23 protein-coding genes are annotated in these 25,036 nt (G+C 40.0%); 1 reads left to right on the top strand and 22 read right to left on the bottom strand.

The genetic code is table 11. From position 1 onward, the window contains the following. Positions 1-10 precede the first annotated feature (10 nt). On the top strand, positions 11-1,738 hold the full coding sequence (gene asnB / locus DW800_RS05985) for an asparagine synthase B (protein WP_117703281.1): 1,728 nt from the start codon (positions 11-13) through the stop codon (positions 1,736-1,738). Between the two features lie 68 nt (positions 1,739-1,806). Here asnB and DW800_RS19600 read toward each other — a convergent pair whose 3' ends face one another. From DW800_RS19600 to DW800_RS19905, 22 genes are all read right to left on the bottom strand, one after another. Beyond that, on the bottom strand, positions 1,807-1,899 hold the full coding sequence (locus tag DW800_RS19600; RefSeq protein WP_005837261.1) for a smalltalk protein: 93 nt from the start codon (positions 1,897-1,899) through the stop codon (positions 1,807-1,809). A 40-nt stretch (positions 1,900-1,939) separates the two neighbouring features. Further along, positions 1,940-2,443, bottom strand: coding sequence for an HU family DNA-binding protein (locus tag DW800_RS05990; protein WP_005827604.1), 504 nt, complete (start codon positions 2,441-2,443; stop codon positions 1,940-1,942). 209 nt (positions 2,444-2,652) lie between these two features. Then, a complete protein-coding gene (locus DW800_RS05995; RefSeq protein ID WP_117703280.1) occupies positions 2,653-3,996 on the bottom strand; it encodes a nucleotide sugar dehydrogenase in 1,344 nt (447 codons plus the stop codon). A gap of 35 nt (positions 3,997-4,031) precedes the next feature. Continuing rightward, positions 4,032-5,078 carry an NAD-dependent epimerase/dehydratase family protein gene (locus tag DW800_RS06000; protein WP_008664416.1) on the bottom strand — a complete coding sequence of 349 codons (1,047 nt, stop codon included), beginning with the start codon at positions 5,076-5,078 and terminating at the stop codon, positions 4,032-4,034. Positions 5,079-5,118: 40 nt separating this feature from the next. Further along, on the bottom strand, positions 5,119-6,369 hold the full coding sequence (locus DW800_RS06005; protein ID WP_117589588.1) for a DegT/DnrJ/EryC1/StrS family aminotransferase: 1,251 nt from the start codon (positions 6,367-6,369) through the stop codon (positions 5,119-5,121). A 20-nt stretch (positions 6,370-6,389) separates the two neighbouring features. Next, on the bottom strand, positions 6,390-6,980 hold the full coding sequence (locus DW800_RS06010) for an acetyltransferase (protein ID WP_119957897.1): 591 nt from the start codon (positions 6,978-6,980) through the stop codon (positions 6,390-6,392). Positions 6,981-6,989: 9 nt separating this feature from the next. Beyond that, positions 6,990-7,598 carry a sugar transferase gene (locus tag DW800_RS06015; RefSeq protein WP_117589590.1) on the bottom strand — a complete coding sequence of 203 codons (609 nt, stop codon included), beginning with the start codon at positions 7,596-7,598 and terminating at the stop codon, positions 6,990-6,992. Between the two features lie 12 nt (positions 7,599-7,610). Further along, positions 7,611-8,702: a glycosyltransferase family 4 protein gene (locus DW800_RS06020; RefSeq protein WP_119957898.1), complete on the bottom strand. Its 1,092-nt coding sequence runs from the start codon at positions 8,700-8,702 to the stop codon at positions 7,611-7,613. A 247-nt stretch (positions 8,703-8,949) separates the two neighbouring features. After that, positions 8,950-10,092, bottom strand: coding sequence for a CDP-glycerol glycerophosphotransferase family protein (locus DW800_RS19895; protein WP_158589291.1), 1,143 nt, complete (start codon positions 10,090-10,092; stop codon positions 8,950-8,952). 343 nt (positions 10,093-10,435) lie between these two features. Then, positions 10,436-11,623 (bottom strand): hypothetical protein, encoded by a 1,188-nt coding sequence (locus tag DW800_RS06035; RefSeq protein WP_117881019.1) that lies wholly within the window; start codon positions 11,621-11,623, stop codon positions 10,436-10,438. Between the two features lie 580 nt (positions 11,624-12,203). Beyond that, the gene (locus tag DW800_RS19900) at positions 12,204-12,626 is read right to left on the bottom strand and encodes an acyltransferase family protein (protein WP_243634907.1); all 423 of its coding nucleotides are present in this window, start codon (positions 12,624-12,626) and stop codon (positions 12,204-12,206) included. Between the two features lie 8 nt (positions 12,627-12,634). Next, entirely contained in the window at positions 12,635-13,375 is a 741-nt protein-coding gene (locus DW800_RS06045; RefSeq protein ID WP_005836616.1) for a DUF6564 domain-containing protein, read from the bottom strand. Then, positions 13,372-14,367 (bottom strand): NAD-dependent epimerase/dehydratase family protein, encoded by a 996-nt coding sequence (locus tag DW800_RS06050; protein WP_005829455.1) that lies wholly within the window; start codon positions 14,365-14,367, stop codon positions 13,372-13,374. The genes DW800_RS06045 and DW800_RS06050 overlap by 4 nt, the downstream gene beginning before the upstream one ends. After that, the gene (locus tag DW800_RS19605; protein WP_005829457.1) at positions 14,368-15,096 is read right to left on the bottom strand and encodes a metallophosphoesterase family protein; all 729 of its coding nucleotides are present in this window, start codon (positions 15,094-15,096) and stop codon (positions 14,368-14,370) included. Between the two features lie 3 nt (positions 15,097-15,099). After that, the gene (gene aepY / locus DW800_RS19610) at positions 15,100-16,227 is read right to left on the bottom strand and encodes a phosphonopyruvate decarboxylase (protein WP_005829459.1); all 1,128 of its coding nucleotides are present in this window, start codon (positions 16,225-16,227) and stop codon (positions 15,100-15,102) included. A gap of 34 nt (positions 16,228-16,261) precedes the next feature. After that, positions 16,262-17,572 carry a phosphoenolpyruvate mutase gene (aepX, locus tag DW800_RS06060; protein WP_005829461.1) on the bottom strand — a complete coding sequence of 437 codons (1,311 nt, stop codon included), beginning with the start codon at positions 17,570-17,572 and terminating at the stop codon, positions 16,262-16,264. Between the two features lie 682 nt (positions 17,573-18,254). Beyond that, positions 18,255-19,421 carry a glycosyltransferase gene (locus DW800_RS06065; RefSeq protein ID WP_117881022.1) on the bottom strand — a complete coding sequence of 389 codons (1,167 nt, stop codon included), beginning with the start codon at positions 19,419-19,421 and terminating at the stop codon, positions 18,255-18,257. 20 nt (positions 19,422-19,441) lie between these two features. Further along, complete coding sequence (locus DW800_RS06070) at positions 19,442-20,716, bottom strand: hypothetical protein (protein WP_117881025.1); 1,275 nt, start codon at positions 20,714-20,716, stop codon at positions 19,442-19,444. Positions 20,717-20,737: 21 nt separating this feature from the next. After that, entirely contained in the window at positions 20,738-21,952 is a 1,215-nt protein-coding gene (locus DW800_RS06075) for a glycosyltransferase family 4 protein (protein ID WP_117881028.1), read from the bottom strand. Between the two features lie 4 nt (positions 21,953-21,956). Then, positions 21,957-23,084: a UDP-galactopyranose mutase gene (glf, locus tag DW800_RS06080; RefSeq protein ID WP_117881031.1), complete on the bottom strand. Its 1,128-nt coding sequence runs from the start codon at positions 23,082-23,084 to the stop codon at positions 21,957-21,959. 8 nt (positions 23,085-23,092) lie between these two features. Continuing rightward, entirely contained in the window at positions 23,093-24,514 is a 1,422-nt protein-coding gene (locus tag DW800_RS06085; RefSeq protein WP_117881034.1) for a flippase, read from the bottom strand. A gap of 129 nt (positions 24,515-24,643) precedes the next feature. After that, positions 24,644-25,036: IS66 family transposase (locus DW800_RS19905; protein ID WP_243634908.1), on the bottom strand; the 393-nt coding region annotated here is incomplete at its 5' end.

The raw sequence follows: 25,036 nt of genomic DNA on the forward strand, positions 1-25,036 counted from the left end.
TTTAATTCTCATGTGTGGAATAGCAGGAATCTTCAACATACAGTCTCAAACTCCTGAGTTGAGAAACAAAGTGCTACGGATGGCGCAGAAAATCCGTCATCGCGGACCGGACTGGAGTGGTATCTACGTAGGCGGCTCCGCCATCCTCGCCCACGAACGCCTCTCCATTGTCGACCCGGAATCCGGTGGACAACCCTTATATTCACCCGACCGCAAACAGGTGCTTGCCGTCAATGGCGAGATTTACAACCATCGCGACATCCGTGCCCGCTATGCCGGAAAATACGCCTTCCAGACAGGTTCCGACTGCGAAGTCATCCTTGCCCTTTACAAAGACAAAGGCATCCGCTTCCTCGAAGAGCTGAACGGCATCTTCGCCTTCGCCCTCTATGATGAAGAAACGGACGATTACCTCATCGCCCGCGACCCCATCGGCGTAATCCCCCTTTATATAGGACGCGACAAAGACGGACACATCTACTTCGGCAGTGAGCTGAAAGCCCTTGAGGGTTTCTGCGACGAGTACGAGCCTTTCCTTCCCGGCCACTACTACCGTGGGCGCGAGGGCAAGATGCACCGCTGGTACACCCGCGACTGGATGGACTATGCCGCTGTGAAGGACAACTACACTCCTGCCGCCGAACGTAATGCCGCGCCGGCTTCGATAGGCCGGACAGCCTACAGCACACAAGTCACGGCTGTGCACGACGCACTTGAAGCCGCCGTACAGCGCCAGTTGATGTCCGACGTCCCCTACGGTGTCCTGCTCAGTGGCGGACTCGATTCTTCCGTCATCTCTGCCATCGCCAAGAAATATGCCGCCAAACGCATCGAGACAGACAACAAGGCAGATGCCTGGTGGCCGCAGCTCCATTCCTTCGCCGTCGGCTTGAAGGGTGCTCCCGACTTGATTAAAGCCCGCGAAGTGGCCCGTCATATCGGTACCGTGCATCACGAGATAAACTATACCGTTCAGGAAGGCCTCGATGCTGTCCGCGACGTCATCTATTTCATTGAGACTTACGACATAACCACTGTCCGCGCCTCCACCCCCATGTATCTGCTGGCACGTGTCATCAAAAGCATGGGCATCAAGATGGTACTCAGCGGCGAAGGTGCAGACGAGGTGTTCGGCGGTTACCTTTACTTCCACAAGGCGCCCACCCCGCAAGCCTTTCACGAAGAAACCGTGCGCAAGCTCTCCAAACTGCATCTGTACGACTGCCTCCGTGCCAACAAAAGCCTTGCAGCCTGGGGAGTAGAAGGACGTGTCCCCTTCCTCGACAAAGAATTCCTGGATGTTGCCATGCGCATCAATCCGGCAGTCAAGATGTGCCCCGGCAAGGAGATAGAAAAGAAAGTAGTCCGCGAAGCCTTTGCCGACATACTCCCCCAGAGCGTTGCCTGGCGGCAGAAAGAACAGTTCTCCGACGGTGTGGGCTACAGTTGGATTGATACGCTGAAAGCCGTCACTGCCGCTGCCGTCAGCGACGAACAGATGGCACATGCCGCCGAACGCTTCCCGATACATACCCCGCAAAATAAGGAAGAGTATTACTATCGCACCATCTTCGAAGAGCATTTCCCCAGTGAAAGCGCAGCCCGGAGTGTTCCCAGCGTACCCAGTGTGGCATGCTCCACCGCCGAAGCGCTGGCATGGGACGCCTCTTTCCAAGGAAAGAACGACCCCAGCGGACGAGCAGTAGCGGGGGTACACGAAGAAGCATACAAGGATTAAAAAAAGAGCTGCCGACAGATTTCCTGCCAGCAGCTCTTCTCATTTTTTATTTATCAAATCCTATCGGACTAAAACATCATTGTCTGTCCGCCAATCACACCTGCCACAGCACTCGCTACGGCAATAATAAGTTTCAAAATCACATTCCACGTTTTCTTCATAAAGATTATCCATTATCTGATTAATAATTCATAGCTACTGTTATCCCAGTGGATTCTCACCTTGGTCTCCATCCGAATCCGAACCTCCTCCTTCCGAACCGGAGCCGCCATCTGTAGAAGTCTTCCCCTTAAGATAATCATCCAAACTCACCAAATCCAGCCTTTCTCCAGCACGGGTAGCAGCCTTCGATATCTTCAGTTCCCTATTCGCCTGAAAACAGATACGGACGCTCTCCACACTCTTGGCTGTCACGTCATCAGCCTTTTCCTCACCTTTCGATTTGGCTGCCAGTATAAAGACACCCAGCCCGGCTATATTAACCGTCTTTCCTTCCAGCAACTGCTCTTTCAGCTTTTCCACAAAGTTCTGCATCGTACTCTTGATGTCACCGATAGACAGAGAAGAGCGGTCCTGCATCTTCTGTGCAATAAACGCCAAATCCACGCTTTGCCCCAATGTTACCAACTGCGGATAATACTTCTTGGGAGAGTTTTCAACCCTGGGGTCCGACGGTCTCTCCACCGTCCTGAAAATTACACTCATACTTTTTTCTTTAGAGATTTAAATTCGTTTTCCTATTCACACGTTTCGTTGATCAACGATGCAAAGGTGAGGATTAAAAACTATGTAGCCAAAGAAAAAAGGTGCTTGGGAGTAGTTTTTCTGAGAAAAGTGATAAAGTCTTAATTATAAGACGATTGATGCAAAACAAAAAGTCTCTTCATGAAACAGATATAAATAAGATACCTTATTTAATCACGTTTAAAAATATCTCTCGTATAGACTTTGTCAGCCACATCATCCAAACATGCATCATAGCGGTTGGCAATAATGGCCTGCGAGATACGTTTAAATTCCTCCAAGTCATTCACGATAAGCGAGCCGAAGAAAGTACTGCCATCTTCCAATGTAGGTTCATAAATCACCAGCTTGGCACCTTTAGCCTTGATACGTTTCATCACCCCTTGAATGGAACTCTGGCGGAAATTATCCGAGTTTGACTTCATGGTCAACCGGAATACACCAATAGTTACCTCCTTTTCTTTCTCCGCATCATATACACTGTTACTTCCGTATGCACCGGCAATGTGCAGCACCCTATCGGCTATAAAGTCCTTACGCGTACGGTTACTCTCCACAATCGCCGACATCATATTCTGAGGCACATCGTCATAGTTGGCAAGCAACTGTTTGGTATCCTTGGGAAGACAATACCCACCATAACCGAAAGAGGGATTATTATAATGTGTACCGATACGGGGATCCAGACCTACACCATTGATTATGGCTTGCGCATCCAGCCCCTTCATCTCGGCATATGTATCCAGTTCATTGAAATACGACACACGCAGTGCCAGATAAGTGTTTGCAAAGAGCTTCACCGCCTCTGCCTCTTTCATGCCCATGAAGAGCGTGTCAATGTTCTCTTTCAATGCACCCTCATGCAGCAGCCGGGCAAATATACGTGCAAGTTCTTCCACCTCAGGATTTCCGATGGCACGAACTGCCGCATTCTCTTCCGCTGACACCCGGCCTTCCAAATCAATCATCTTCGGATAACCAACGATAATACGCGAAGGATACAAGTTATCATAAAGAGCTTTACTCTCTCTTAGAAACTCCGGAGAGAAAAGCAGGTTAAATTTCTTTCCTTTCAATTCCGGTTTATACTGAAACATTGGTGCATACTTCACATAAAGCGAACGGCAATACCCCACAGGAATGGTTGATTTAATCACCATCACGGCATCCGGATTAACCTCAAGAACAAGGTCTATCACATCTTCTATATGATGCGTATCGAAAAAGTTTTTCTGAGGATCATAATTGGTAGGTGCCGCTATTACTACAAAGTCAGCCTCCTTGTAGGCAGACCTGCCATCCAGCGTAGCTGTCAGATTGAGTTCCTTTTCCGAAAGATACTTCTCGATATATTCATCTTGAATAGGCGACTTCTTATTATTAATCAGTTCCACCTTTTCAGATACCACATCCACAGCAGTCACTTTATGATGTTGTGCCAGCAGTGTCGCAATAGACAGTCCTACATATCCGGTACCGGCTACAGCAATCCGCAGTTTCTCAAAATCTTTCATGTCAGTTCAATTGGGTTATATAAATCAATGATGGATTATTTCATATAAAAGTCCTTATACCATTCAGCAAAATTTCTGAGGCCTTCCCGAAGCGAAGTATTCGGTTTGAAACCGAAATCCCGTCCCAAAGCAGTAGTATCCGCATAAGTCACAGGCACATCACCCGGTTGCATCGGTACTAATTCCTTATGTGCCTCGAAGTCATAGTCGGCAGGCAATACACCTGCCCTTATCAGTTCCTCCTGCAATATTTGGACAAAATCCAGTAAGTTCTCAGGATGATTATTGCCTATATTATAAACTTTATAAGGCGGTATAGGCAGACCATCTTCACCCATCCTACGTTCAGGAGCTTTTGCCATCACACGCATCACGCCTTCTACGATGTCATCCACATACGTAAAGTCGCGCTTACAGTTCCCATAATTAAATATCTTGATTTTCTCACCTTTCAGCAACTTATCGGTAAAACCAAAGTAAGCCATATCCGGACGACCTGCAGGACCATATACCGTAAAGAAACGGAGACCTGTGGACGGAATGTCATAAAGTTTAGAGTAAGCATGTGCCATCAGTTCATTACTTTTTTTTGTAGCAGCATAGAGGCTCACGGGATTATCCACCTTGTCATCGGTAGAATAAGGCACCTTTTTGTTCGAGCCATACACGCTCGACGAAGAAGCATAGACCAAGTGTTTCACCCCCTCCCTGCCCTCATCATACGAATGGCGGCAGGCTTCCAATATATTATAAAAGCCAATCAGATTGCTTTCGATATAGGCACCCGGATTCGTGATGCTATAACGCACCCCCGCCTGTGCTGCCAAATTCACAACAATTTGCGGCTGATACTCATCAAACAGCTTGTCGACAAGTGCTTTGTCGGCTATGTTTCCTTTGACAAAGACAAATCTGTTTCCAAACTTCGTCAATTGCTCCAACCGCCATTGCTTGATGTTCACATCATAATAGGTATTCAAATTGTCCAAACCCACTACAAGGGTATCGAGCTGTTCCTCCAGCAGGCGCATACAGAGATTGCTGCCGATAAAACCGGCAGCTCCAGTTACTAATACGTTCATGGTTATGATTGATGGATTAATGCGCTTTGCGCAACTACACTTAGAGAATGGCTTCCTTTATCTTTTCAACGATGTATTTCACATCTTCATCTGTCACCCACGGACCTGCTGGCAAACAAAAACCTACCTTAAAGATTTCCTCCTCCACTCCGTTGGTGTAAACCACTGCATCTGCATATACAGGCTGCTTGTGCATGGGCTTCCACACCGGACGGGTTTCAATCCGGTTTGCCGCCATAAACACACGCAATGCCTCCACGTTGTCATTGGGCTGACAGTCTGTCGTGGCACTCTCCACAGCTTTTATCACACCGGCAGCACCGCCTACGGCTGTTTTTATCACCTCTTTATAGGCATTCTCCTGACCTTGTACCCTCACATTGGCATCCAGCGTAGCCGTACAGAGCCAGTAATTAGAGTCATAACACGAATCGGCAGGTTGCCGATGGATATGCACGCCCCTCACCTCTTTCAACAGTTCCTCATAAAGAGCCTGCACATGCTTGTGATGGTCGATATGTTCCTGTACCACCGTCATCTGTCCGCGACCGATACCTGCACAAATATTACTCATACGATAGTTGTAGCCAATGGCCGTATGCTGATAGTAAGGATAAGCATCACGCGCCTGCGTGGCATACCACATGACGGTATTCTTGTCCTCCACGCTCTGACAAACCAAGGCGCCACCACCCGAAGTCGTAATCATCTTGTTCCCGTTGAAACTCAACACACCGAACTTACCGAAAGTGCCCAATATCCGTCCGTCAAACTTAGAGCCAAAGCCCTCGGCAGCATCCTCCACTACCGGAATATCGTAACGGTCGGCAATTTCCATAATCCGTTTGCAATCGTAAGGCATACCGTAGAGAGCCACCGGAACAATCGCCTTTGGCTTCTTTCCTATCTTGGCGATACGGTCTTTTATCGCCTCCTCCAGCAGCACAGGGTCCATATTCCAAGTTTCCGGCTCAGAACCTACAAACACAGGCTTGGCACCCAGATAAGTGATAGGATGCGAAGAGGCACAGAAAGTAAAGCTCTGTACCAGCACTTCATCTCCCGGACCGACACCGCAAGCTATCAATGCCAAATGTACTGCTGCCGTACCCGCACTCAGTGCCACCACTTCATGTGTGCCGCCCGTAAACTGTTTCAAATCCTCCTCAAAAGCATTTACATTAGGTCCCAAAGGTACTACCCAATTGGTATCAAATGCCTCCTTCACATATTTCTGTTCCAATCCGGCTTTGCTCATGTGGGCGAGGCAGAGATAAATTTGCTTGTCCATAAGATATATATATATATGATTTACAAAACTATATTCTTGATTACTTTACATCGGTTTCCTACCGCTAAAACCCCATCCGGAATATCCTTTGTGACAACTGAACCAGCACCTACAATACTCCATTTCCCAATCTTTACTCCAGGAATGACTACACTACCGGCACCAATCCATGTCCCCTCACCCACTTGTACATTACCGCAAAGTGTACAATGAGGAGAAATATGTACATAATCCCCAAGCCTACATTCATGATCTACCGAAGCACCTGTATTAATGATACAATGACTCCCAATACGACAATCTGACTGAACGATAGCCCCCTGCATTACAACAGTACCTTCTTTTATTATAGCCTTTTCCGAAATAATTGCCGAAGGATGAAAAATCCGGCCATATTCCACTTGTAGCTTTTCTGCTATCTTTCTACGAACACCATTATTCCCGATACTGATTATCAACGGACCACAGACTTCCGACGAACGTAATACGGGATAGTCAAAAAGAGTATGGATTTTTTCATTATCATCAAACAATGCTTCAATCGGTTCATTATTCGCACGCAATATATCAATGATCACTTTGGCATGACCACTGGCACCATATAAATACATTTTCCAATATTAATTATTTCCAGTAAAAGCCTCCATCGTAACCGAAGTTTCCGAACTAATACCTTCGCGTACAAAGACCTTCTTTATTGTCATAAAAATGATTTTCAAATCAAGTAAAAAAGAGCAATGATCCACGTACCACACATCTAGTTCAAACTTCCGTGTCCAACTGATGGCATTGCGACCGTTCACTTGTGCCCAGCCCGTAATCCCCGGACGGACTTCATGACGACGCGCCTGTTCCTTGCTGTATAACGGCAGATATTGGGGAAGCAAAGGACGAGGGCCTATCAGGGCCATATCCCCTTTCAATACATTTATCAGTTGGGGAAGTTCATCTATCGAAGTGGAACGTACAAAGCGTCCTACTTTAGTCAAACGCTGAGCATCCGGAAGCAGATTTCCATCCACATCCCGCTCATCCGTCATAGTCTTAAACTTGATTACTTTGAATATCTTTCCGTTCTTTCCCGGACGTTCCTGCATGAAAAATACGCCTGCACCTTTGTTGGCAAAGTACAGCCAAAGTGTAATGATAAGTAAAGGAGCAAACAATACGCCTAAAGCGATAAAGATTACACAAAAGTCTGTAACTCGTTTAAAAAGTTTTTTGTACATAAGCTATTACAACTAGCTACCAATACTATCTATAGCTTCTAAATAAGCCTTTACTATAATATTTCTATCAAATTGTTTTTCAACTTTTTTTCTTGCTGCTATGCCCATGTTTTTCTTCTCTTCAAAAGACAAATCAAGAAACTTACGGACTTTACCTATAAGATCTTCGGAATTCTGTTGTTCAACAATAAACCCATTAACTCCATCATCTACAATTTCTTTGCAACCACTACGATTGGTCGTGATGACAGGTCTTCCACTCGCACAACTTTCCAAAAGAACATTCGACATACCTTCAGGATAATAAGTAGGATGAACGATACAATGCACGTTTGCAATAAAAGGACGGACATCAGAAGTCATCCCATGATAAATTATTGTCTTATTATTATTCAACTTTTTCAATTTCTCCTGATATGCATCCTCACAATAACCCAAAATATGAAATTCCGTATTAGGATACTCTTCACGAATAGCAATCGCAGTATCAAGGTATTGTTCTATCCCTTTCTGTTTCATTATACGACTAATAAAAATAAATTTCACCGTGTCATCATTTGGATAATCCATCAATTGAAAACGGATTAAATTTACACCCGATCCTGGGATTATAGAACCACAATCAGGAGTCAGATTGTGCATTTCACAAAATCTTTTATTTTCCTCATTTTGGAAAAAGATTCTTCTTGATTTTCTCAAACCAATCTTATAAAGCAAAAATACAATCTTCTGAATTCTTGATGTTTTTTCAACAGCAGTTCCAAGTCCAGTAATATTCACAATTTGAGGTATACCATATAATCTGCAAACCATCCCTCCATAAACATTGGGCTTGATTGTATAGGACAAAACCACATCTGGTTTTTCTTTCCTTATAAGATTTACATAATGGCATATCAACATAAAATCTTTTACAGGATTAGTACTTCTACGGTCTATTTCAGTCGTCACACATTTTGCTCCTATAGCTTCCAACTCATTCATTCTTTTATCAAAAGGCGCAGAAATAGTTGTGAAATGCCCCTGTTCAATAATAGCTTTTACTACTTCAAAGCGAAAACTAATCAACCCTGCCACATTATTAGCTAACAATAATATCCTCATCTTAATCCCTATATTTTACAATTCTCGCAATATTTCCTTACAATTACAAACGACCTATATAGCGTACCCGCTATTTATTAAGCAGTCACGCCTATATGAGTCTTAGAAAAAATCAGCAAAACTTTCTTACGATGCATACTCTTTTTCTTCCTTACAAGAAGACATATAGTAACATGAAAACATAACAATGATGTCCTCAATATACAGGAAGACAAGAAGATCCAATCTATTATAAAGAGTTTATTTATTATTGAATGTTGTTATAAATCAAATCAAGAGCCTTGCTGGTTGCATTTCCATATTCTGTTTCATACTTATTCTTGAACGGAATAACATACTCCTCGACTACCTTTTTAAAATCTGCCTCCTTAATCACCTTAGTCAGTTCACCTTGATCTTCCTTATACAAAAGTTCCTTACGAATGTCAAAATACAGACCTCTGATGGCATTATACTTATCATAATCGTATGGCCACAAGAAGATTGGTTTATCCATAATGCAGTAGTCGAAAATAATGCCCGAATAATCAGAAACAAGAAGGTCAGAAGCAATCATAATGTCTTCTACGACCTCATAATTTGTTACATCAATAAAGAAATCATTGTTCTGTTTTGTATCCGAACTGATGACTGGATGAGCTCTATATAACAAAACATAATCATCGCCCAGATTCTGTTTCCAAAGGTTTACATCCACATCAAATACCTCTTTAAAGTTAGCCTCTTCTCTAAATGTTGGTGCATACAAAATAGCCTTCTTTCCTTCTGGAATTCCAATTCTCTTGCGCAATTCACTTCTGTAGTCTTCCGTATAATGCACCAAAATATCATTCTTAGGCATACCGATTACGTGCATCTTGCCTATTGGTATTCCGAACATGCCAGCATACACATACTTCTCAATATCAGAAGATGCAAAACAGCAATCCCACTTGAATGTTGATAAAGTCCTGAAATTAGCAGAATCAATAGCATCTTTACCATCCAACTTACATAATACTCCATGAGTTGTGTGCATATAGTAAGTATTGATGCCTTTAAAATTGAGTGCTCGTTCCACAATTACGTTCGTCACCCAAACTCTAGCCCTCAAGGCTATATTGAAATACTTAAGGCTGTTGACGTTAACCGTATTTGGAATGAATGGATATTTCTCGGGATTCTTAAAAGCCCAATATATGATATAGTCCTTGAAACGTTCATCCTTCAACATGGCCTCATAAATCACTCGCGTACTATCGGAATAATGACGTCCACCATAACATACAAAAAGCATGAGTTTACCGTCTGGCTTCAAGAACAACTTGTACAAATTTACCAAACCTGACATTACGTAATAGTAGACGTAATAAAGTAATTTACTTCTTTTTATCTTTGTTGTGATATCCATATTTATTACATTTTTCATTTGAACAATCGGAGATATAGAACTGTAATTATTTTATTACGCGTATCCTTATACCACTTATGAAAAATATTATAGGAACTTTATGCTTCATACAAAAGGACTGGAGGAACTTGACATGAGGTAAAGCCTTGGTCTGGTACTGAAAATAAAAACTTGCTAAATCTTCGCTGCTATACATATCTTGCTAATTTTAATTTACAACGAAGGCTAACATTTCATTTTGAACTTTTTAAAGTGCTTACATAGCTGTGTATATCATAAAACTATAAGTTAAAGATTATACAGAAAATTAACAACAATCTATTATCTGCCATTAGTTTACAAATTATTGCACAAAAACAAACACTTGAGGTTTAATTATCTGATTGATAATTAAATCTGCTACATTTTCAATATCCACAAACTTTACCGACTTAGGCAAATCAACATTAAACGACTTCTTTACCTTAGCTACAAGTTCATCAGTATAGACGAGAGTAGCGTCAGTTATATTCTCTACTCCATCACAATAAATTGACTCACGGTTAGCTTTACGCATCTGGTCTATAGTCCATACAGACTCATCAAACTTGGCAGTAGCAGTTACTCCATCAATAATTATAGGATAACCACCAATTTCACCATTTACCCCAGGAGTATGTATTTTGACTTGTTTTTCCTCTCGAAGAGCAGTAAGCACAGAGAATATGATATCAAAATTACTGGAAGCATTCATCATATTGCGCTTCTGATCTACAGGCATTGCTATAGAACAGGATTTAAGAAGTTCTTCCTTATTAAAATCCATATCCTTGCCTTGAAACTTTATATCAAGCAAGATGTCCTGACCTTCTGCATGACCTTCCTTAGAAATGACAACATCATGAAAATGTGATACCGCAATAGTTACATCAATGTCATTAAAATTCTTTATACCATATTTCTCTGCAATATAGAATTTTATACGAGGCACAAGATGATTCAAATTACCACTACCAAAGTCAAAATAAGCCTTACCCGCAGACTTTAGCCAAGGAATAACAGCATCGGAATATGAAGTATTGATTGAGATTGCCTCACAGTTGGCCTTATCGTATGCCTCCATTATATTCTTTGCATATCGAATAGAAAGCGGAGTCCAAATGCCGTATGCACGAAGATTACTCCATGAGATGCTACCATACTTCAAACCAGAGTAAACTCGACTACTATTTACTATGAAGTCAGGCTTTTCTGCTTCAAGTACAGCTGCAATGCTGTTCACATCGTTAAGGTCGCAGTTATCAACCACCTTAATCTCGCTACGGCACTGGTGACGAATGGTTGAAGCAGTACGAATAATATTTATATCCATCTGCATCTTTTCTGCATTACGTCCTACCACAACAAGACGAAGTTGTGAATCACCTAGTGATACAAGATAATCCAACAAGTAGCATCCAACGCTACCCAAACCAATAATCATAATAGTTATTGGCTGACTATTTTCAACCTTCCCTTTGAGAAGGGAAAGTTTTCTGTTCAGTATTTCCATTTTAATAAAGTAGAAAACGGGTTTGTAATAAATTTAGAATCAACAAATCGTAATAGAACTGTTGTAAGGACTAATATGCAAACACAGAGAAACAAGGCCTGGTAAAAATTAACTTGCAAATAGGTTGATAATATGTGTGCAAACATGCCTTGTATTACATAATATGCTAAAGTCTTTGATCCATAAGCACATATCGACTTGGGGAGGTTCACAAACATTAAAACAGCGAATGTAGTAATAATTGATCCAATATAAACCAATACTTTCAAAACAAGAAGCATTCCTATATTTTGATTGTACAAATTTGACATGTGCCACACATTGGCATTATTAAACTCTAATACATGTAGTATACGGCCACTATAGATGAGACAAAAAGCAAAATATACTAAAGAGGCTATAGCCAAAACAAGCTTTATGCATTTTGAAACATCAGGAATAATAGGTAGACCTTTTACTCTTCTCAAGAAACCCATCATAAAGAATGGTAGAAACATACACGACCGTTGGAACGATAACAGGTTACCAAATTGTTTCAACGGAAGCATGTATGCAAATACTGCCAACAAGCAACTGAATATCAACAACTTCCCCCCCCCTCATCTCCATCATATCGTACAACAATTTTGCCAACTAGCTTATTGGTAATCAACAAAAAAACTATAATATACCAAGTTATTAGGCTGATTAAATACCAGCCTGAGTTCTCCGGATTTAGTAAAGGGATGATACTTCCATAATAAAAACATTGAGGAATCATCACAACCAAAAATGTTTCCAAAAGCATAAAACCTTTACTAATCAGTTTTTCTTTATCCTTAACATTTGCATAATAACCACTGATAAAGACGAATAATGGCATATGAAAAATGTAGATTATAGAATAGAGCTTATTGGCAATAGGATTGCTTAAAGCAGGTTCTATTACATGACCGAATGTAACCAATACAATGAGCAACCACTTTATTCCATCTATTCTGTAATCTCTTTCTAATATAGCCATATTCATTTTTACATCAATTTTCTTACAATATCATAATCTGCAACAGTATTGCAGTTGAACCAGTCAGTGAAAGTCACTACATCATACTCTTCACTATTCATATCACTAAAGTAAGCCTGAATTATTTCAAGATTAGTACCTTGAAGTTGTTCTTTTGTAAGCGAATCAACAGTCTTCAAAAGCCTCTCAGATGAAGAAAATTTCCACATCTGACCACTGTTGAAGATTGCCTTGAATGGCTCTGATACAGTTAATGTCTGATGATTCGTATCATATAAATACCTTGGTTTGCCATCAACGTTAATGTATAACGCAACTGCCTTATTCGAGTAGATTGGTTCTCGGTTAATGGTAATCACACTCTTTGGCGAATTATACACTTGCCTGAAATCTGTAGCCATAAAGAACAAGTCGCCTTCTACGAAAGTCACATCACCTGCCTCCTTTATTGCCTCTATACCTTTGTATAAACTGTAGCCGGAGCCATAGTCTTTGAAATGCTCGTTGTAAACAAGTTCTATTTTTTTGCCATAACCAGAGAGTTCGTTCTTTACAAATCTTCCCAACTTCTCATAAAGGTAGCCCCCCACAAGGATATATTTATCGTACTCACCACAATTCTTCAGCAATTGAGCAAGAAGAGCGTATTGAGGTTCATCGGTATAATACAAGCATTTGAGGGTTTCTTCCTTAGTGTCGCGATTAAAACGCGTAGCCGTTCCAGCAACAGTTATAATCAAATATTTCATTTCTTGATACTATTTACACACATCGTGAGGCCTTCATCGAGAGTGATGATAGGTTTCCAGCTAGTACGGGTACGAATCTTGTCCGTATTGAGCAATCGACGCTCAGGATCAGACTTTCGGTAACCTTCGAAACGGATATCCACATCGTTGATGCCCATTTTTATTGCAATAGTCTTGACTAGATCAATAATGGCAATTTCCTCTTCAGTAGCCACATTATAAACAGTACCATCAAGAGCATCCTCAGAAGCGATGAGCTCCATAACGGCACGACAGCTATCAATATTATGAAGGAAGGTACGTTTGTTCACCTTCGAGTTTTCAAGAAGGGTTACGGTATGGCTTTCAAGCAGATTATCAATGATATGAGGGATAATGTGCTCTGCAAAACGCTCGTGCCTGCTATATACATTAGCAAAGCGAATAGAACAACCTTTAATTCGTCCCTTGCCAACAGCATCTTTCATAAAGAATTCAGTCATCAACTTGCCGCAAGCATAACTTGTACGTTGGCTATGTTCCGCTGTTGACATTGCCAAATAATCAGATTCTTTCACACCGCCATTCTCATTCCAAGACTGCATTGAGTAAACCTCCGAAGTTGAACAATTAATGTAAGTATCAGCCCTCATAGAAATGGCACGCTCCAAGAAATCCTTCATAGCAAGGACGTTAGTCTGAAAAGTACTCTCTACCTCATAGAAATGCTTTGTATGGACAACAGCAGCACAATTGATAAACACCAGACGGCCATCGCACTCAATTTTGAGTTCTTTCGCCTTATCGCATACTTCATCCATCTGAGCGACTTTGTTAATGTCGTAATTATAGAAGATGAACGAGGGATTGTCAATAATGTCTTTAACGGTATCAATAGAACTTGCAAAGAAGTTGTCGAAACCGATTACCGTATGACCCTGAGAAACAAACTGACGAGACAGTTCACTACCCGTCATGCCAGTAACACCACTTATTACATATAAGTTCTTCATTTATATTCCAAATTTTAATCGTTCGCTGTAAAAAGTATCTATCTCTTTGGGGAAAAGAGATTGTTCAGCTTCAATATCGTAAGGAACTGCATTGAAATGGGTTTCCCCCGTTTTAAAATTGATATACACATATTGTGCATATGGATTCTGATTGCGAGGTTGTCCAACTGAACCTGGGTTGATAAAAGTCGTACGTTTCTGATTGCGCATGATTGGATTGTCAACTTTGAAGAATACATCTATCTTAAAAGGTTGATGAATGTGACCGCTCAATACGTAGTCAAAATCCTGATACTTTTCATCTTCCACTTTTGCTGGAGTCAGTTTTCCCCAATAGGGATCATCAATAGTTCCATGTAAAAGAAGTACTTTCTTACCACCAATTTCCAACTCTTGCATTGGCTCTTGCATCACATTGCTTATATAATCAATAGATGTCTGAGTGAGATGGTTTCTTGTGTATTTGGACATCACACGAGCTCTTTCTGAAGAGAAACATGAGAGTTCCCCATCAATCAAAGCCTTCTCGTGATTGCCCTTCAAATTGGCAAGTAATGGAATATTAACAGTTTGTATACGTTCAATAATTTCATTTGAACGCATACCATAGTCGATAAAGTCACCTAGACTAATCATGGCATCTGGCTGATAGTGTTTCTCAATATCAGCTAGAACCGCCTCAAAAGCAGAAAGATTGGCGTGTATATCAGCAAACAGAATTACTTTCATACTTTACTTGTTAAGAAATTCCATAAAAGCCTCTTTGTTCTGAATAGGAGTTGTAGTTGGACGGCCAAGGTCCTTGCGGTTTCCCTTTTTTACGCAAATCTGAAGGAAAACAGGACCTTCTGCGTTCTTGAATTCTGCAAGTTTTGCTTCAAGTGCCTCCATAGTTTCTACACTATAAGCAGCCTTGTAGCCTACAGCTTGAGCAATTGCACAAAAATCAATCTTGAGACCAACAGTAGGCTGACCACCAACAGAATCGTGTGCGCCATTGTTGAACACAATGTGCACATAATTCTTGCATTTCATGCTGGCTGTAATAGCCATATTACCCATGTGCATGATGCTGGCTCCATCACCATCAAAACAATATACTCGACGCTCAGGCTTTTGGAGAGCTATGCCGAGAGCTATCTGGGAAGCATGGCCCATCGCCCCTACAGTAAGGAAATCACGTTCATGACCTTGGCTCCAAGCAGTACGTGCCTCAAAGAGCTCGCGAGAAATCATACCAGTAGTTGATACGATACAAGCATTATCTTCAATGTTTGAAGCCACCTTCTGAATCGTCTCTTCGCGAGACATTGCCAGTTCGTTTACCTCAACGCTCTGAAGCTTATAGGTATCGAAAGTATCCTTCTCTATCACAAGGGCATAGCACTCGTTGGTTGCCTTCATGAAGTCGACAGCTATTTTTATCTGCTTTGCAGCTCCCTCTTCATCCTTTGGCAGAATAGCATAGTTGATACCCATGGTATTAAGCAAACCGATTGTCACCTTACCTTGCTTCACATGCTGAGGTTCATCGTGAACTCCAGGGCGCCCTCTCCAACCGATAACGAGGAGCACAGGAATGTTATAAACGTCCTTGTCGGTAAGAGAGGCAAACGGATTAATGATATTGCCTTCACCAGAGTTCTGCATATAAACTACAGGCACCTTACCTGTTGCCAAATGATAACCTACAGCAATACCCATGGCCCCTCCTTCGTTAGCAGCAATAATATTCTGCTCAGCAGGAAGGTGGTCGGTAATATATGCACAAATGTTCTTGAGCAACGAATCAGGAACACCAGCATAAAAGTCTATACCTTGTTCCTTGAGTATATTTACAAAAAATTCGGGTCTTACCATTTGTAAAATAGTTTAAGGGGTAAGAAATTAATGTTTACTTCTTCTTTGTGCCTGGAATAAGATTAAGAATCTGTTTGATAGGCATACAGTACTGCTCAGATGCTTCAAGCGAACGGCTAGTATAGAGGATGGTTTCTGCACATTTAACCATTGCAGGATAAGCAGAACGAAGCATGTGATTAGCATAAATCACTACATTAATACCCCATTCAGCAAGTTCCTCTTCTGTGAACTGGTTATAAGTAGTAGGCACAACGATGATAGGAGTATGAGCATTCTTCTCGCGAAAGCGCAAGCAAAACTCCTTGATGTCCTCTCCAGACTTCTCTTTGGAGTGGATCATTATACCGTCAGTACCTGCCTCTACGTAAGCATGACAACGCTCCAAAGCATCATCTACAGTCTTACCAGCAATGAGAGACTCACAACGGCTGACAATCATGAAGTCACGAGTAATCTGCGCCTCCTTACCCGCACGGATTTTAGCCTGAAAACCTTCGATTGTATCCTGAGTCTGTACAGCATCAGTACCAAAAAGTGAATTCTGTTTCAAGCCTACCTTATCTTCAATTATAACGCAAGAGATTCCCAAGCGCTCAAGGGTGCGAACGGTAAAACCGAAGTGTTCAATCTTGCCACCAGTATCGCCATCGAAGATAACAGGTTTTGTGGTTACTTCAAGGGTATCATTGAGGTCATGGAGACGGGTAGTCAAATCGACAGCCTCAATATCAGGCTTACCCTTAGAGGTAGAGTCGGTAAGGGAGGAAGCCCACATGCCATCGAATTCACGCTCCTGACCATTCACCTCTACCTTAGTATGTTCTGCTATGAGGCCAGTAAGACCATTGTGACTTTCAAGAATACGTACAATCGGTTTAGCTGCAATAAGGCGACGGAGAGAAGAAAGACGCATCTGAGGAGTTACACCAAGAGCATCAATCTCTTGTTTGATACCAGAAGCAGAGATGTTTTGGGTGTAAGGAATCTCGATAACCTCACCACCCAACTTTTCCATTACTTTGAATACCTCATCACGGATATACTTGTCAGGACCAACCTGCCAATCATCACCATGAATGATGTAATCAGGCTTGTACTTAAGGAGATTAGAGACATAGCTCCAATCATCCTGAGGGACCACCCTTGATACGTTCCTGATGCTCTCAACAACGTTCTTTCTTTGCTCCCAAGTGAGATAAGGAAGTCTACGGTGGTTAGCAATCGCCTTATCAGTGAACAAACCGATTATCACATCGCCATACTCAGTAGCTTTGTTAATGATGTTAATGTAACCCGGATGCATGATATCGCCTATCATACCAAGATAAACTGTCTTTGCCATTATTATTTAACATTTTTCAAATTATTATAAAGAGCATCTATAGTCAATCACCTCAATTTCTCCTGCTTGAGAATAAGTATACTACACATAGATAGATTTACCATAAGTTCGGCTACACTTCTGAACCACTCAATAAGTTTCTCCATTTGCGGAGAGCAAAGGAACTGTAGGACTCTACCATTGTGCTAAAAGAAGAATGGATATACCATTGAGTTGGAGTAACAATGATGATGCGGAAGTTCTGTGGCTTTCTGTCAATTGCAACGAACACTCCCCATTATGAGAAGCATAGTTATAGGTTTCAACAAAAAGACAAGCCTTACTTTTGTCCGCAAACAAGAACTTGTCTGTATTAGAGAGAATCTCAGTAAGCACTCAATTTAGGGCATCCCCCTTTGAAAGGGCACTTTTCAGTGCCCTAAATGAAAGTAAAAACTTTACAGATCTTCACTGCTATACATAATTCTATAAATTGGGTGGGCAGCGAAGTTATCACTTTCAATTAATAGCCATTTTTTGACTGCTTACAGAATCTCAAAAGCTCGTGATTTCTTTTATTGGTCAATATACCATCAAAGTTAGATAGTCTTGCAGTATGCGATCCCCATATTGTCGTTATTAGCGAATCCAAGTTTACGATAAATTCGAGAATAATATAAATTCATAATGTCGATTTTATCTTTTATTTCTTACGAAATTCATTGATAGCCTGTGCAAAGAAAACAGTTCGCTTTTGCTCAAGTAATTTCGGTTCGTAATTCTTTGAACGCTCAAAGTTAATCTTTGCCTCAAACTCCATCTTATCTTTGCTAAAGCCTTTGATTATATTTACTAAAGTATCAATCTCTGTACCATCGTAAGTAAAAAGCGAATCACCATCTATGAGTTCTGGTATACCACCAACAGAAGAGCAAATACAAGGAACAGCCTTGGTCATAGCTTCTAAGATGGTACGAGGGAGACCTTCTGAACGACTGGGATGTACATAAATATCAATAGTTTCGAACCATTTTTGAACATCATCATGCTTAAACTCGCCTAGAAATTCAATCTGATTAGCAATCCCCAACTCGGCAGCTAGATTGCGTAGACGATTAGGTTTACCTGTTCCAACCATTTGAAATATGTAGTTGGTGAAACCTTCGGCTTTTAGTTTTGCCAAAGCCTTGATGATAGTATCCTGTCCTTTCAACTCTGTATCTACTGATCCTACAGTTCCCAGTACAATCGTTCCCTCTTGCTTCTGAATCTTATTCAAACGTTTTGTCAATGACAACTCATTAATATCAAGGAACTCAATATCCGAACAACCAAGGCTCTTGCCTTTGCATGGGTAGTTACTCTGCAGATAATCCTGTGTAACATAGCAAGCATAGTTAGCTTCTCGAACCATGCGATGGGTGTAATAAGAAAGAGGATAGGCTGACAAACGAACCAATAGACGAGAATGGGCAATCGTATTACGGAATATGTCCTCATTCACTACTGCCATATAGGGTATATGCTTCTTGAGACAAATAGTGCTGGCAAATGAGGCAGCAATGCCACTACGCAAATAGCAGAAATCTGCATCCTTGAGAACCCGTTTCATCAAGCGATTGATAGCAAGAAGGTTCTTCGGATTACGAAACTCCGGTACCTGCTTGTAAGTGATACGAGGGTTAGTTACATCCTTGTATTTAGCCACCTCCTGAGCACAGTTACGATTGATGATGCCTGTATATACTGTCAAAGTATCATTCTCATTTAAGCCCGCAAGAAAACGTGAGAAGAAGTGCTCCGATTTGGAATGATAGAATTGGCCATTGTAATGGTCAATTTCCTGATCTTGTATATATATTACGTCCATTACAAGCTATTTAAGAATATTCAATAAGTTGTTCTAGTTCGATGTAGGCTTGATTTTCTTTTGAAAACAAAGAAATACAACCAAGCATAAAACAAAACCATTACTATTAATTCAAATCCAAAGAATAAATATATCAACACGAAAACACTTCCTGATATATTTAGCATTGCCACATTAGACCGCTCTGACACTCGTACAATTCCAATAATAAACAATAGCGAGAGTATACAGCCTAGTAGTCCAAAATTTGCTATATATTCTGACCAGATATTAACTTGGAAGTTGGAACCCTCCATAAATGTCTCTGCGTGTCCGTTGTAGGCATAGGCCGTTAAATAATTAAAAAAACCATATGGCTTATCTTCCCATAAAAATCTTGGAATGTAACAAGTTATATCATATAAAAGAGTAGCACCATCGTAAGGCAGCATATCCGCTCCATTAAGACGGCTATAAATAGATAATTTCACCTCAGACTCACGGCTAAAATATGCATCGTATGTTTCATAAAAACTATCATCAGTATTTTTAGTTGTGAACATAGAATATACAGCAAAGTAGGCTATAAACACACAAGAAAGTAACGCGCCTTTTTTTACCAGCTTCCAATTAGATTGAGTCTGATTTTTTATAAAATCTACTAGTAATATACCTACAATTAGAAAGGCCAGCAGACCTCTTTTTCCATCTATCCAAATACATATGACACTAGAAAGAAGCATTATAATATTTTTACTTGTGCTCCCTTTAATTAAATAATAATATACCAGTATCGATAGAAAAGACAGATAGATAATATACGGCATTACCAATCTATGATACAAATATTCTACAGCCAGTGGATTATACGAATGAGTGTAAAAATACGAAAAATTCGTGTAGATTTCGGGCGTTGGCGCCAGAATAACTGCAGCTACTGGAGCGAACATCAACAACACAATACATAAACGGTAAAAGCTATTTATAGCTTTTGTCCTTTGAAACATAATATTTACTCTTTTATGTGCAAACTTTTGTGCTGTTGACGTCAATCCTACCATTACAAAAATAGCAAACAAATTATAAAGATATGCAGTGTTTTCATCAGTCAGTGCATTATATAAATATTTAGTATGGGTACCTAATGAATTTACATCATTGAACATATCTACTACCAGCGGCAATACTTGAATAATAAAAAACAGTATACTACATAGGTGTAGTATACTATATCTATTTTTTAATACTGCCTTTAGTGATACAAATAGATAAAAGAGGTCTATTATTATTGTTATTAATGTAAAAAATAGTAACATAATTAAAAACAGCTACTATTATTAGCAAATATTCTTTACGGTTTCTATATATCTGCTTATATAATGCTCCATTGTAAAATGTTCTATGAACAAGTTTCGAAGTTTCTTAGCTTTGACTTTCAATATTCCATTTTCCAACTCATAAATCATTTTGTTGAATTGTGCTTCTTGGTCTTTTATGTCTCCATAGTTATACAAGAAAATACCATACTCCTCTCCGTACCTTTCGAAGAATTTGTTACCACCAGTTCTAGACATAAGAATAGGAATCCCCTCTCTCATGACTTCTAAAGTAACAAGATCAAAATACGTTTCCTTATTGGGCAAAATAAAAATATCCGATGAAGATACCAAACGATTACCATAGTTAATCCAACCTAACTCTTTCCAGTTTGGATGATCAAGTCTGGTTAATGGTTCCTCGTTTCCTGCTATAACAAACTCAAATCTACTATCTTTTGACAAGATATGCTCTGCAAAGAGTTTCAGTTGGTCGTAACCCTTAATTTCATTATGACGCCCCAAATAGCATATTAGATATTTAGAGGAATCTATACCTAATTCTTCTCTATCTAGCGGTTTTGAGATTGGTTTGTCAAGTATCGAACTCTCGCAATAAATGAATTTATCGGTATTGCAATCCTTATAATCTTTTATCTCTTTTTCTACATAATATGGTTCGAGTGCACCTTGCACAGGAAACATTATATAATCCGCTTTTTCCCATCCTTGTAATTCTTTCTTCAAAATTTGTTTTTTTATTAATCTTCGCAAAACAGACCACTTATAAACAATATTCTCTACATCCTCACATGCCTTTGGTTGCGGAGAATGCGTAGTCAGTATAATCTTACCTTCATAAGACCTAAGAAGTTCAGAAGCTCTATACAAATCTCCAGAATTATGAAAATGAATAGCGTCAAAATCATTCAGATTTATACCAGATATAGATTTTGCACTTAGTTTCTTATTCCAATACATTAAGCATCTGAAGGTGCGAAAATACCCCATAAGTGAGAGAATATCCAACTTATGTATTTTCTTCATCAAGTCCTTATGGTTAGTATTTACAGACCTATCAACATTAGGAATGCCTAAATCATCCTTCAAAAAATGTATTTCTGCATCTTTAGTTGGATGCTTCAAAAGGTATTCTCTAATATTGTATAAATATCCAGCAGGACCTCCAGAGTTTTTTAATACATAGTTCAAATCCCATATCAACACTTTTTTCATATACTCAAATATTTTCAATATTCAACACTTGCTCAATCACAGGAGCCATATCAAAATATCTATACTGGCCAAGGCGACCGCCAAAGATAACGCCTTCTTCTTTTTCAGCTAACTTGCGATACTCTTTAGCAAGGGCATTGTTGCGGTCATCGTTTACAGGATAGTATGGTTCCATACCTTCCTCGTATTCGGTTGAATACTCTTCGCTAACAACAGTCTTTGGACAATCATAAACTTCCTGACCAAACATCTCAAAGTGCTTGTGTTCAATGACGCGAGTATAAAGTTCATCGTGACTGGTATAGTTCACAACGGCATTACCTTGGTAGTTAGGTGTATTTTCTACACGAGTCTTGAAGTTGACGGTACGCCAATCAAGCTTACCTAACTTATAGTCGAAGTACTCATCTAAAGCACCAGTATAAACAAGCTTGCTAGCATAGTTCTTCCAATCCTTGTACTCTGAATTGAAGAAATTGACCCCAGTCTTGCATTCCACACCCTCAAGCAATCCTTCGATGAGTTTATTGTAGCCACCGATAGGAATACCTTGATAACAATCATTGAAGTAGTTGTTGTCAAAAATCATACGAACAGGCAGACGCTTGATGATAAATGTGGGAAGATCCTTACAGCTACGTCCCCACTGTTTCTCCGTGTATTCCTTGATGAGTTTGTAGAAAATATCCTTGCCTACAAGGCACAAAGCCTGCTCAGCAAGATTTTGAGGTTCGCGACCACCAAGAGCAGCTACGGCCTCTGACCTCTGATCATCAATCTTTTTCTTTGCCTGTATAGGTGTATGTACCTCAGGCCACATACGGTTGAAAGTATTCATATTGAAAGGTAAGTTGTACAACTCACCCTTGTAGTTAGCTACAGGACAGTTAGTGTAGCGGTTAAACTCAACGATAGAATTCACGAAGTCCCACACCTCCTTGTTGTTGGTGTGGAAGATATGCGCACCATACTTATGCACGTTTATGCCCTCAATGGACTCACAATATACATTGCCACCGAGATGAGGACGTTTTTCAATCACAAGCACTTTCTTCCCTGCTTGTTTAGCTTTGTATGCGAATGTAGTTCCGTAAAGACCAGAACCCACTATGAGGTAATCGTAATGTGGCATAATATATATTATTTTTTGCACTTATTTTTGAGCAAAGTAATAGTTTCGTTTCCTGAAGCAATACATAAAAATAAGTATGTAATACTACCTAATAGAACAGCAATTACAGTTTGTATATAGATATTATCAAACAATAACTTAGTCACATATACTACAGAAACCATAGCTACCAGCGGAAGAAACGTCTGCTTGACAATTGATTTAAGAGAAAGTGGTATGTACTTGTTAACATAATACAATTGATATGCTGCAATAACAAACTCTGTAACAACAGATGCAATAGCCGCTCCATAATGTCCATATGGCATAATTAACAAAACATTTAGCACCACATTGATTATTGCTCCGATAATTGTAGAATATAAAACTATTGTTTCTTTTCCTAATGAGACTAATATCTGATATCCTGTGAAGTTACTAATAGCAATAGTTACAACTGAAACAGTGAGTATTTGCATAGATAATATTGTTGCTTCAAACTCCTTACCAAACATTATGAGAGTACAATCTTCTGCTAGTAGCATAAGCCCTACGGCTACAGGCAAAGATAAAGTAAGTAGCATCGACAGCCCCTTGAAAGCCAGCGACTCAAATTCCAGCTCTCTTCCATGACTTAAGTAGTAGTTTAGTCGAGGTAAGAAAACCGCACTTGCTGCAGCTATCATGACTCGTGCTATTCCAACGGTCTTTGCAGAATTTGTATAGTAGCCAACAATTTCATCACCCTTAAAAAGACTCAACATTGTAGTATCTGCGAGCGTGTATATCTCAATAGCAATCGTTGTAGCTAAAAGTACAAATACAGGTTTTAAATGGCGGCTGACATCAAGGCCATTATATTGGAAATCTACATATTTATGTAAATTAACAACATTAAAAATGTAGTTAGAAACAAGACTCAGGGTAACAATTAAAGCATATATAGGAAAATCGTTTGCATTATGAACAAATATAAAAACTGACGCTAAAGCAAGCAGCTTAACAATAAAACTGCGAAACATTATATAACGATATTCTTCTATACCTTGATAGAACCAGTCAATATTGAAAATATTTGCAAATAATTGAATGCCAACAATAAATGATATGAGTAATTTGTCTTCAAAATAGTCAATTCCTAAAACTATGCCCAAGTATACACATATACATATCAATGTACTGATCGCATTTATTACTGCAAGTTCTGAGAATGTTTTGCTTCGCTTCTCCCTTTCATCAAAGCATTCTGCTATCTTTTTCACTCCATATGTGGGAAGTCCCAAAGAGGCAATTATCACAAAATATGACACTATATTTTGTGCCGATGCGACCTTGCCTACCCCAACTGGCAATAGCACACGTGATACATATGCCATAGTGACCAAAGGGAACAATGCGTTCAAACTCTTGTAAAGTATATTATATATTGCGTTAGAACCTAATGTTCTCATTTATTTCTTGCTTGTTGTTTATTTCTGGATTAAACAAGCGGCTGTAAGCACTCAATTTAGGGCATCCCCTTTTGAAAGGGCACTTTTCTGTGCCCTAAATCGAGTTTTGTTAATTAATTAGTTTTGAAATTAACATTGGCTTGTAGCCAAAGTGATTTTGTCAGGAACCATGTTAACATAATCCCGGCATCCGTTAAAGATTTTTTTGAAAAAAGTTCCGATGAAGTTCCAGACAGAACTGCCATGAAGCTTTACCGTTCCTATCATACTGTGATAAGTTGCAGCCATCCCAGCACCGGCATCACTACCATATTTAAACCGGGCTGATTTCAACTCATTGCCGATAAATACATAAGCATTGTATCCGTCGGACATAATACTCTTCAATTCTGCATCACCCAAAAAGTCTGTAAGTACATCACGACCGCGCGAGCCATTCTCATAGAAGAAAATGGCTGTTTTCTGAGCCTTGTTGACCAGCACCCAAATGTAGCACTTCTTATAGTGATCATATTTACGCAC

This window comes from Bacteroides sp. AM32-11AC (assembly GCF_003603515.1).
Lineage (GTDB): Bacteria > Bacteroidota > Bacteroidia > Bacteroidales > Bacteroidaceae > Bacteroides > Bacteroides uniformis.

Coding starts and splice junctions, on each gene's coding strand:
- DW800_RS06050 (WP_005829455.1), bottom strand. CDS start 14,367: ATGAAGAACTTATATGTAATAAGTGGTGTTACTGGCATGACGGGTAGT.
- DW800_RS19900 (WP_243634907.1), bottom strand. CDS start 12,626: ATGGCTATATTAGAAAGAGATTACAGAATAGATGGAATAAAGTGGTTG.
- DW800_RS06000 (WP_008664416.1), bottom strand. CDS start 5,078: ATGAACGTATTAGTAACTGGAGCTGCCGGTTTTATCGGCAGCAATCTC.
- DW800_RS06085 (WP_117881034.1), bottom strand. CDS start 24,514: ATGAGAACATTAGGTTCTAACGCAATATATAATATACTTTACAAGAGT.
- DW800_RS19895 (WP_158589291.1), bottom strand. CDS start 10,092: ATGGATATCACAACAAAGATAAAAAGAAGTAAATTACTTTATTACGTC.
- DW800_RS06010 (WP_119957897.1), bottom strand. CDS start 6,980: ATGTATTTATATGGTGCCAGTGGTCATGCCAAAGTGATCATTGATATA.
- DW800_RS06075 (WP_117881028.1), bottom strand. CDS start 21,952: ATGAAAAAAGTGTTGATATGGGATTTGAACTATGTATTAAAAAACTCT.
- DW800_RS06020 (WP_119957898.1), bottom strand. CDS start 8,702: ATGAGGATATTATTGTTAGCTAATAATGTGGCAGGGTTGATTAGTTTT.
- DW800_RS06005 (WP_117589588.1), bottom strand. CDS start 6,369: ATGGACAAGCAAATTTATCTCTGCCTCGCCCACATGAGCAAAGCCGGA.
- DW800_RS19605 (WP_005829457.1), bottom strand. CDS start 15,096: ATGAAAGTAATTCTGTTTGCTGATATACACGCCAATCTTTCTGCTTTT.
- DW800_RS06065 (WP_117881022.1), bottom strand. CDS start 19,421: ATGGACGTAATATATATACAAGATCAGGAAATTGACCATTACAATGGC.
- DW800_RS05995 (WP_117703280.1), bottom strand. CDS start 3,996: ATGAAAGATTTTGAGAAACTGCGGATTGCTGTAGCCGGTACCGGATAT.
- DW800_RS06045 (WP_005836616.1), bottom strand. CDS start 13,375: ATGAAATATTTGATTATAACTGTTGCTGGAACGGCTACGCGTTTTAAT.
- glf (WP_117881031.1), bottom strand. CDS start 23,084: ATGCCACATTACGATTACCTCATAGTGGGTTCTGGTCTTTACGGAACT.
- DW800_RS05990 (WP_005827604.1), bottom strand. CDS start 2,443: ATGAGTGTAATTTTCAGGACGGTGGAGAGACCGTCGGACCCCAGGGTT.
- DW800_RS06070 (WP_117881025.1), bottom strand. CDS start 20,716: ATGTTACTATTTTTTACATTAATAACAATAATAATAGACCTCTTTTAT.
- aepY (WP_005829459.1), bottom strand. CDS start 16,227: ATGGTAAGACCCGAATTTTTTGTAAATATACTCAAGGAACAAGGTATA.
- DW800_RS06015 (WP_117589590.1), bottom strand. CDS start 7,598: ATGTACAAAAAACTTTTTAAACGAGTTACAGACTTTTGTGTAATCTTT.
- DW800_RS19600 (WP_005837261.1), bottom strand. CDS start 1,899: ATGAAGAAAACGTGGAATGTGATTTTGAAACTTATTATTGCCGTAGCG.
- aepX (WP_005829461.1), bottom strand. CDS start 17,572: ATGGCAAAGACAGTTTATCTTGGTATGATAGGCGATATCATGCATCCG.
- asnB (WP_117703281.1), top strand. CDS start 11: ATGTGTGGAATAGCAGGAATCTTCAACATACAGTCTCAAACTCCTGAG.
- DW800_RS06035 (WP_117881019.1), bottom strand. CDS start 11,623: ATGGAAATACTGAACAGAAAACTTTCCCTTCTCAAAGGGAAGGTTGAA.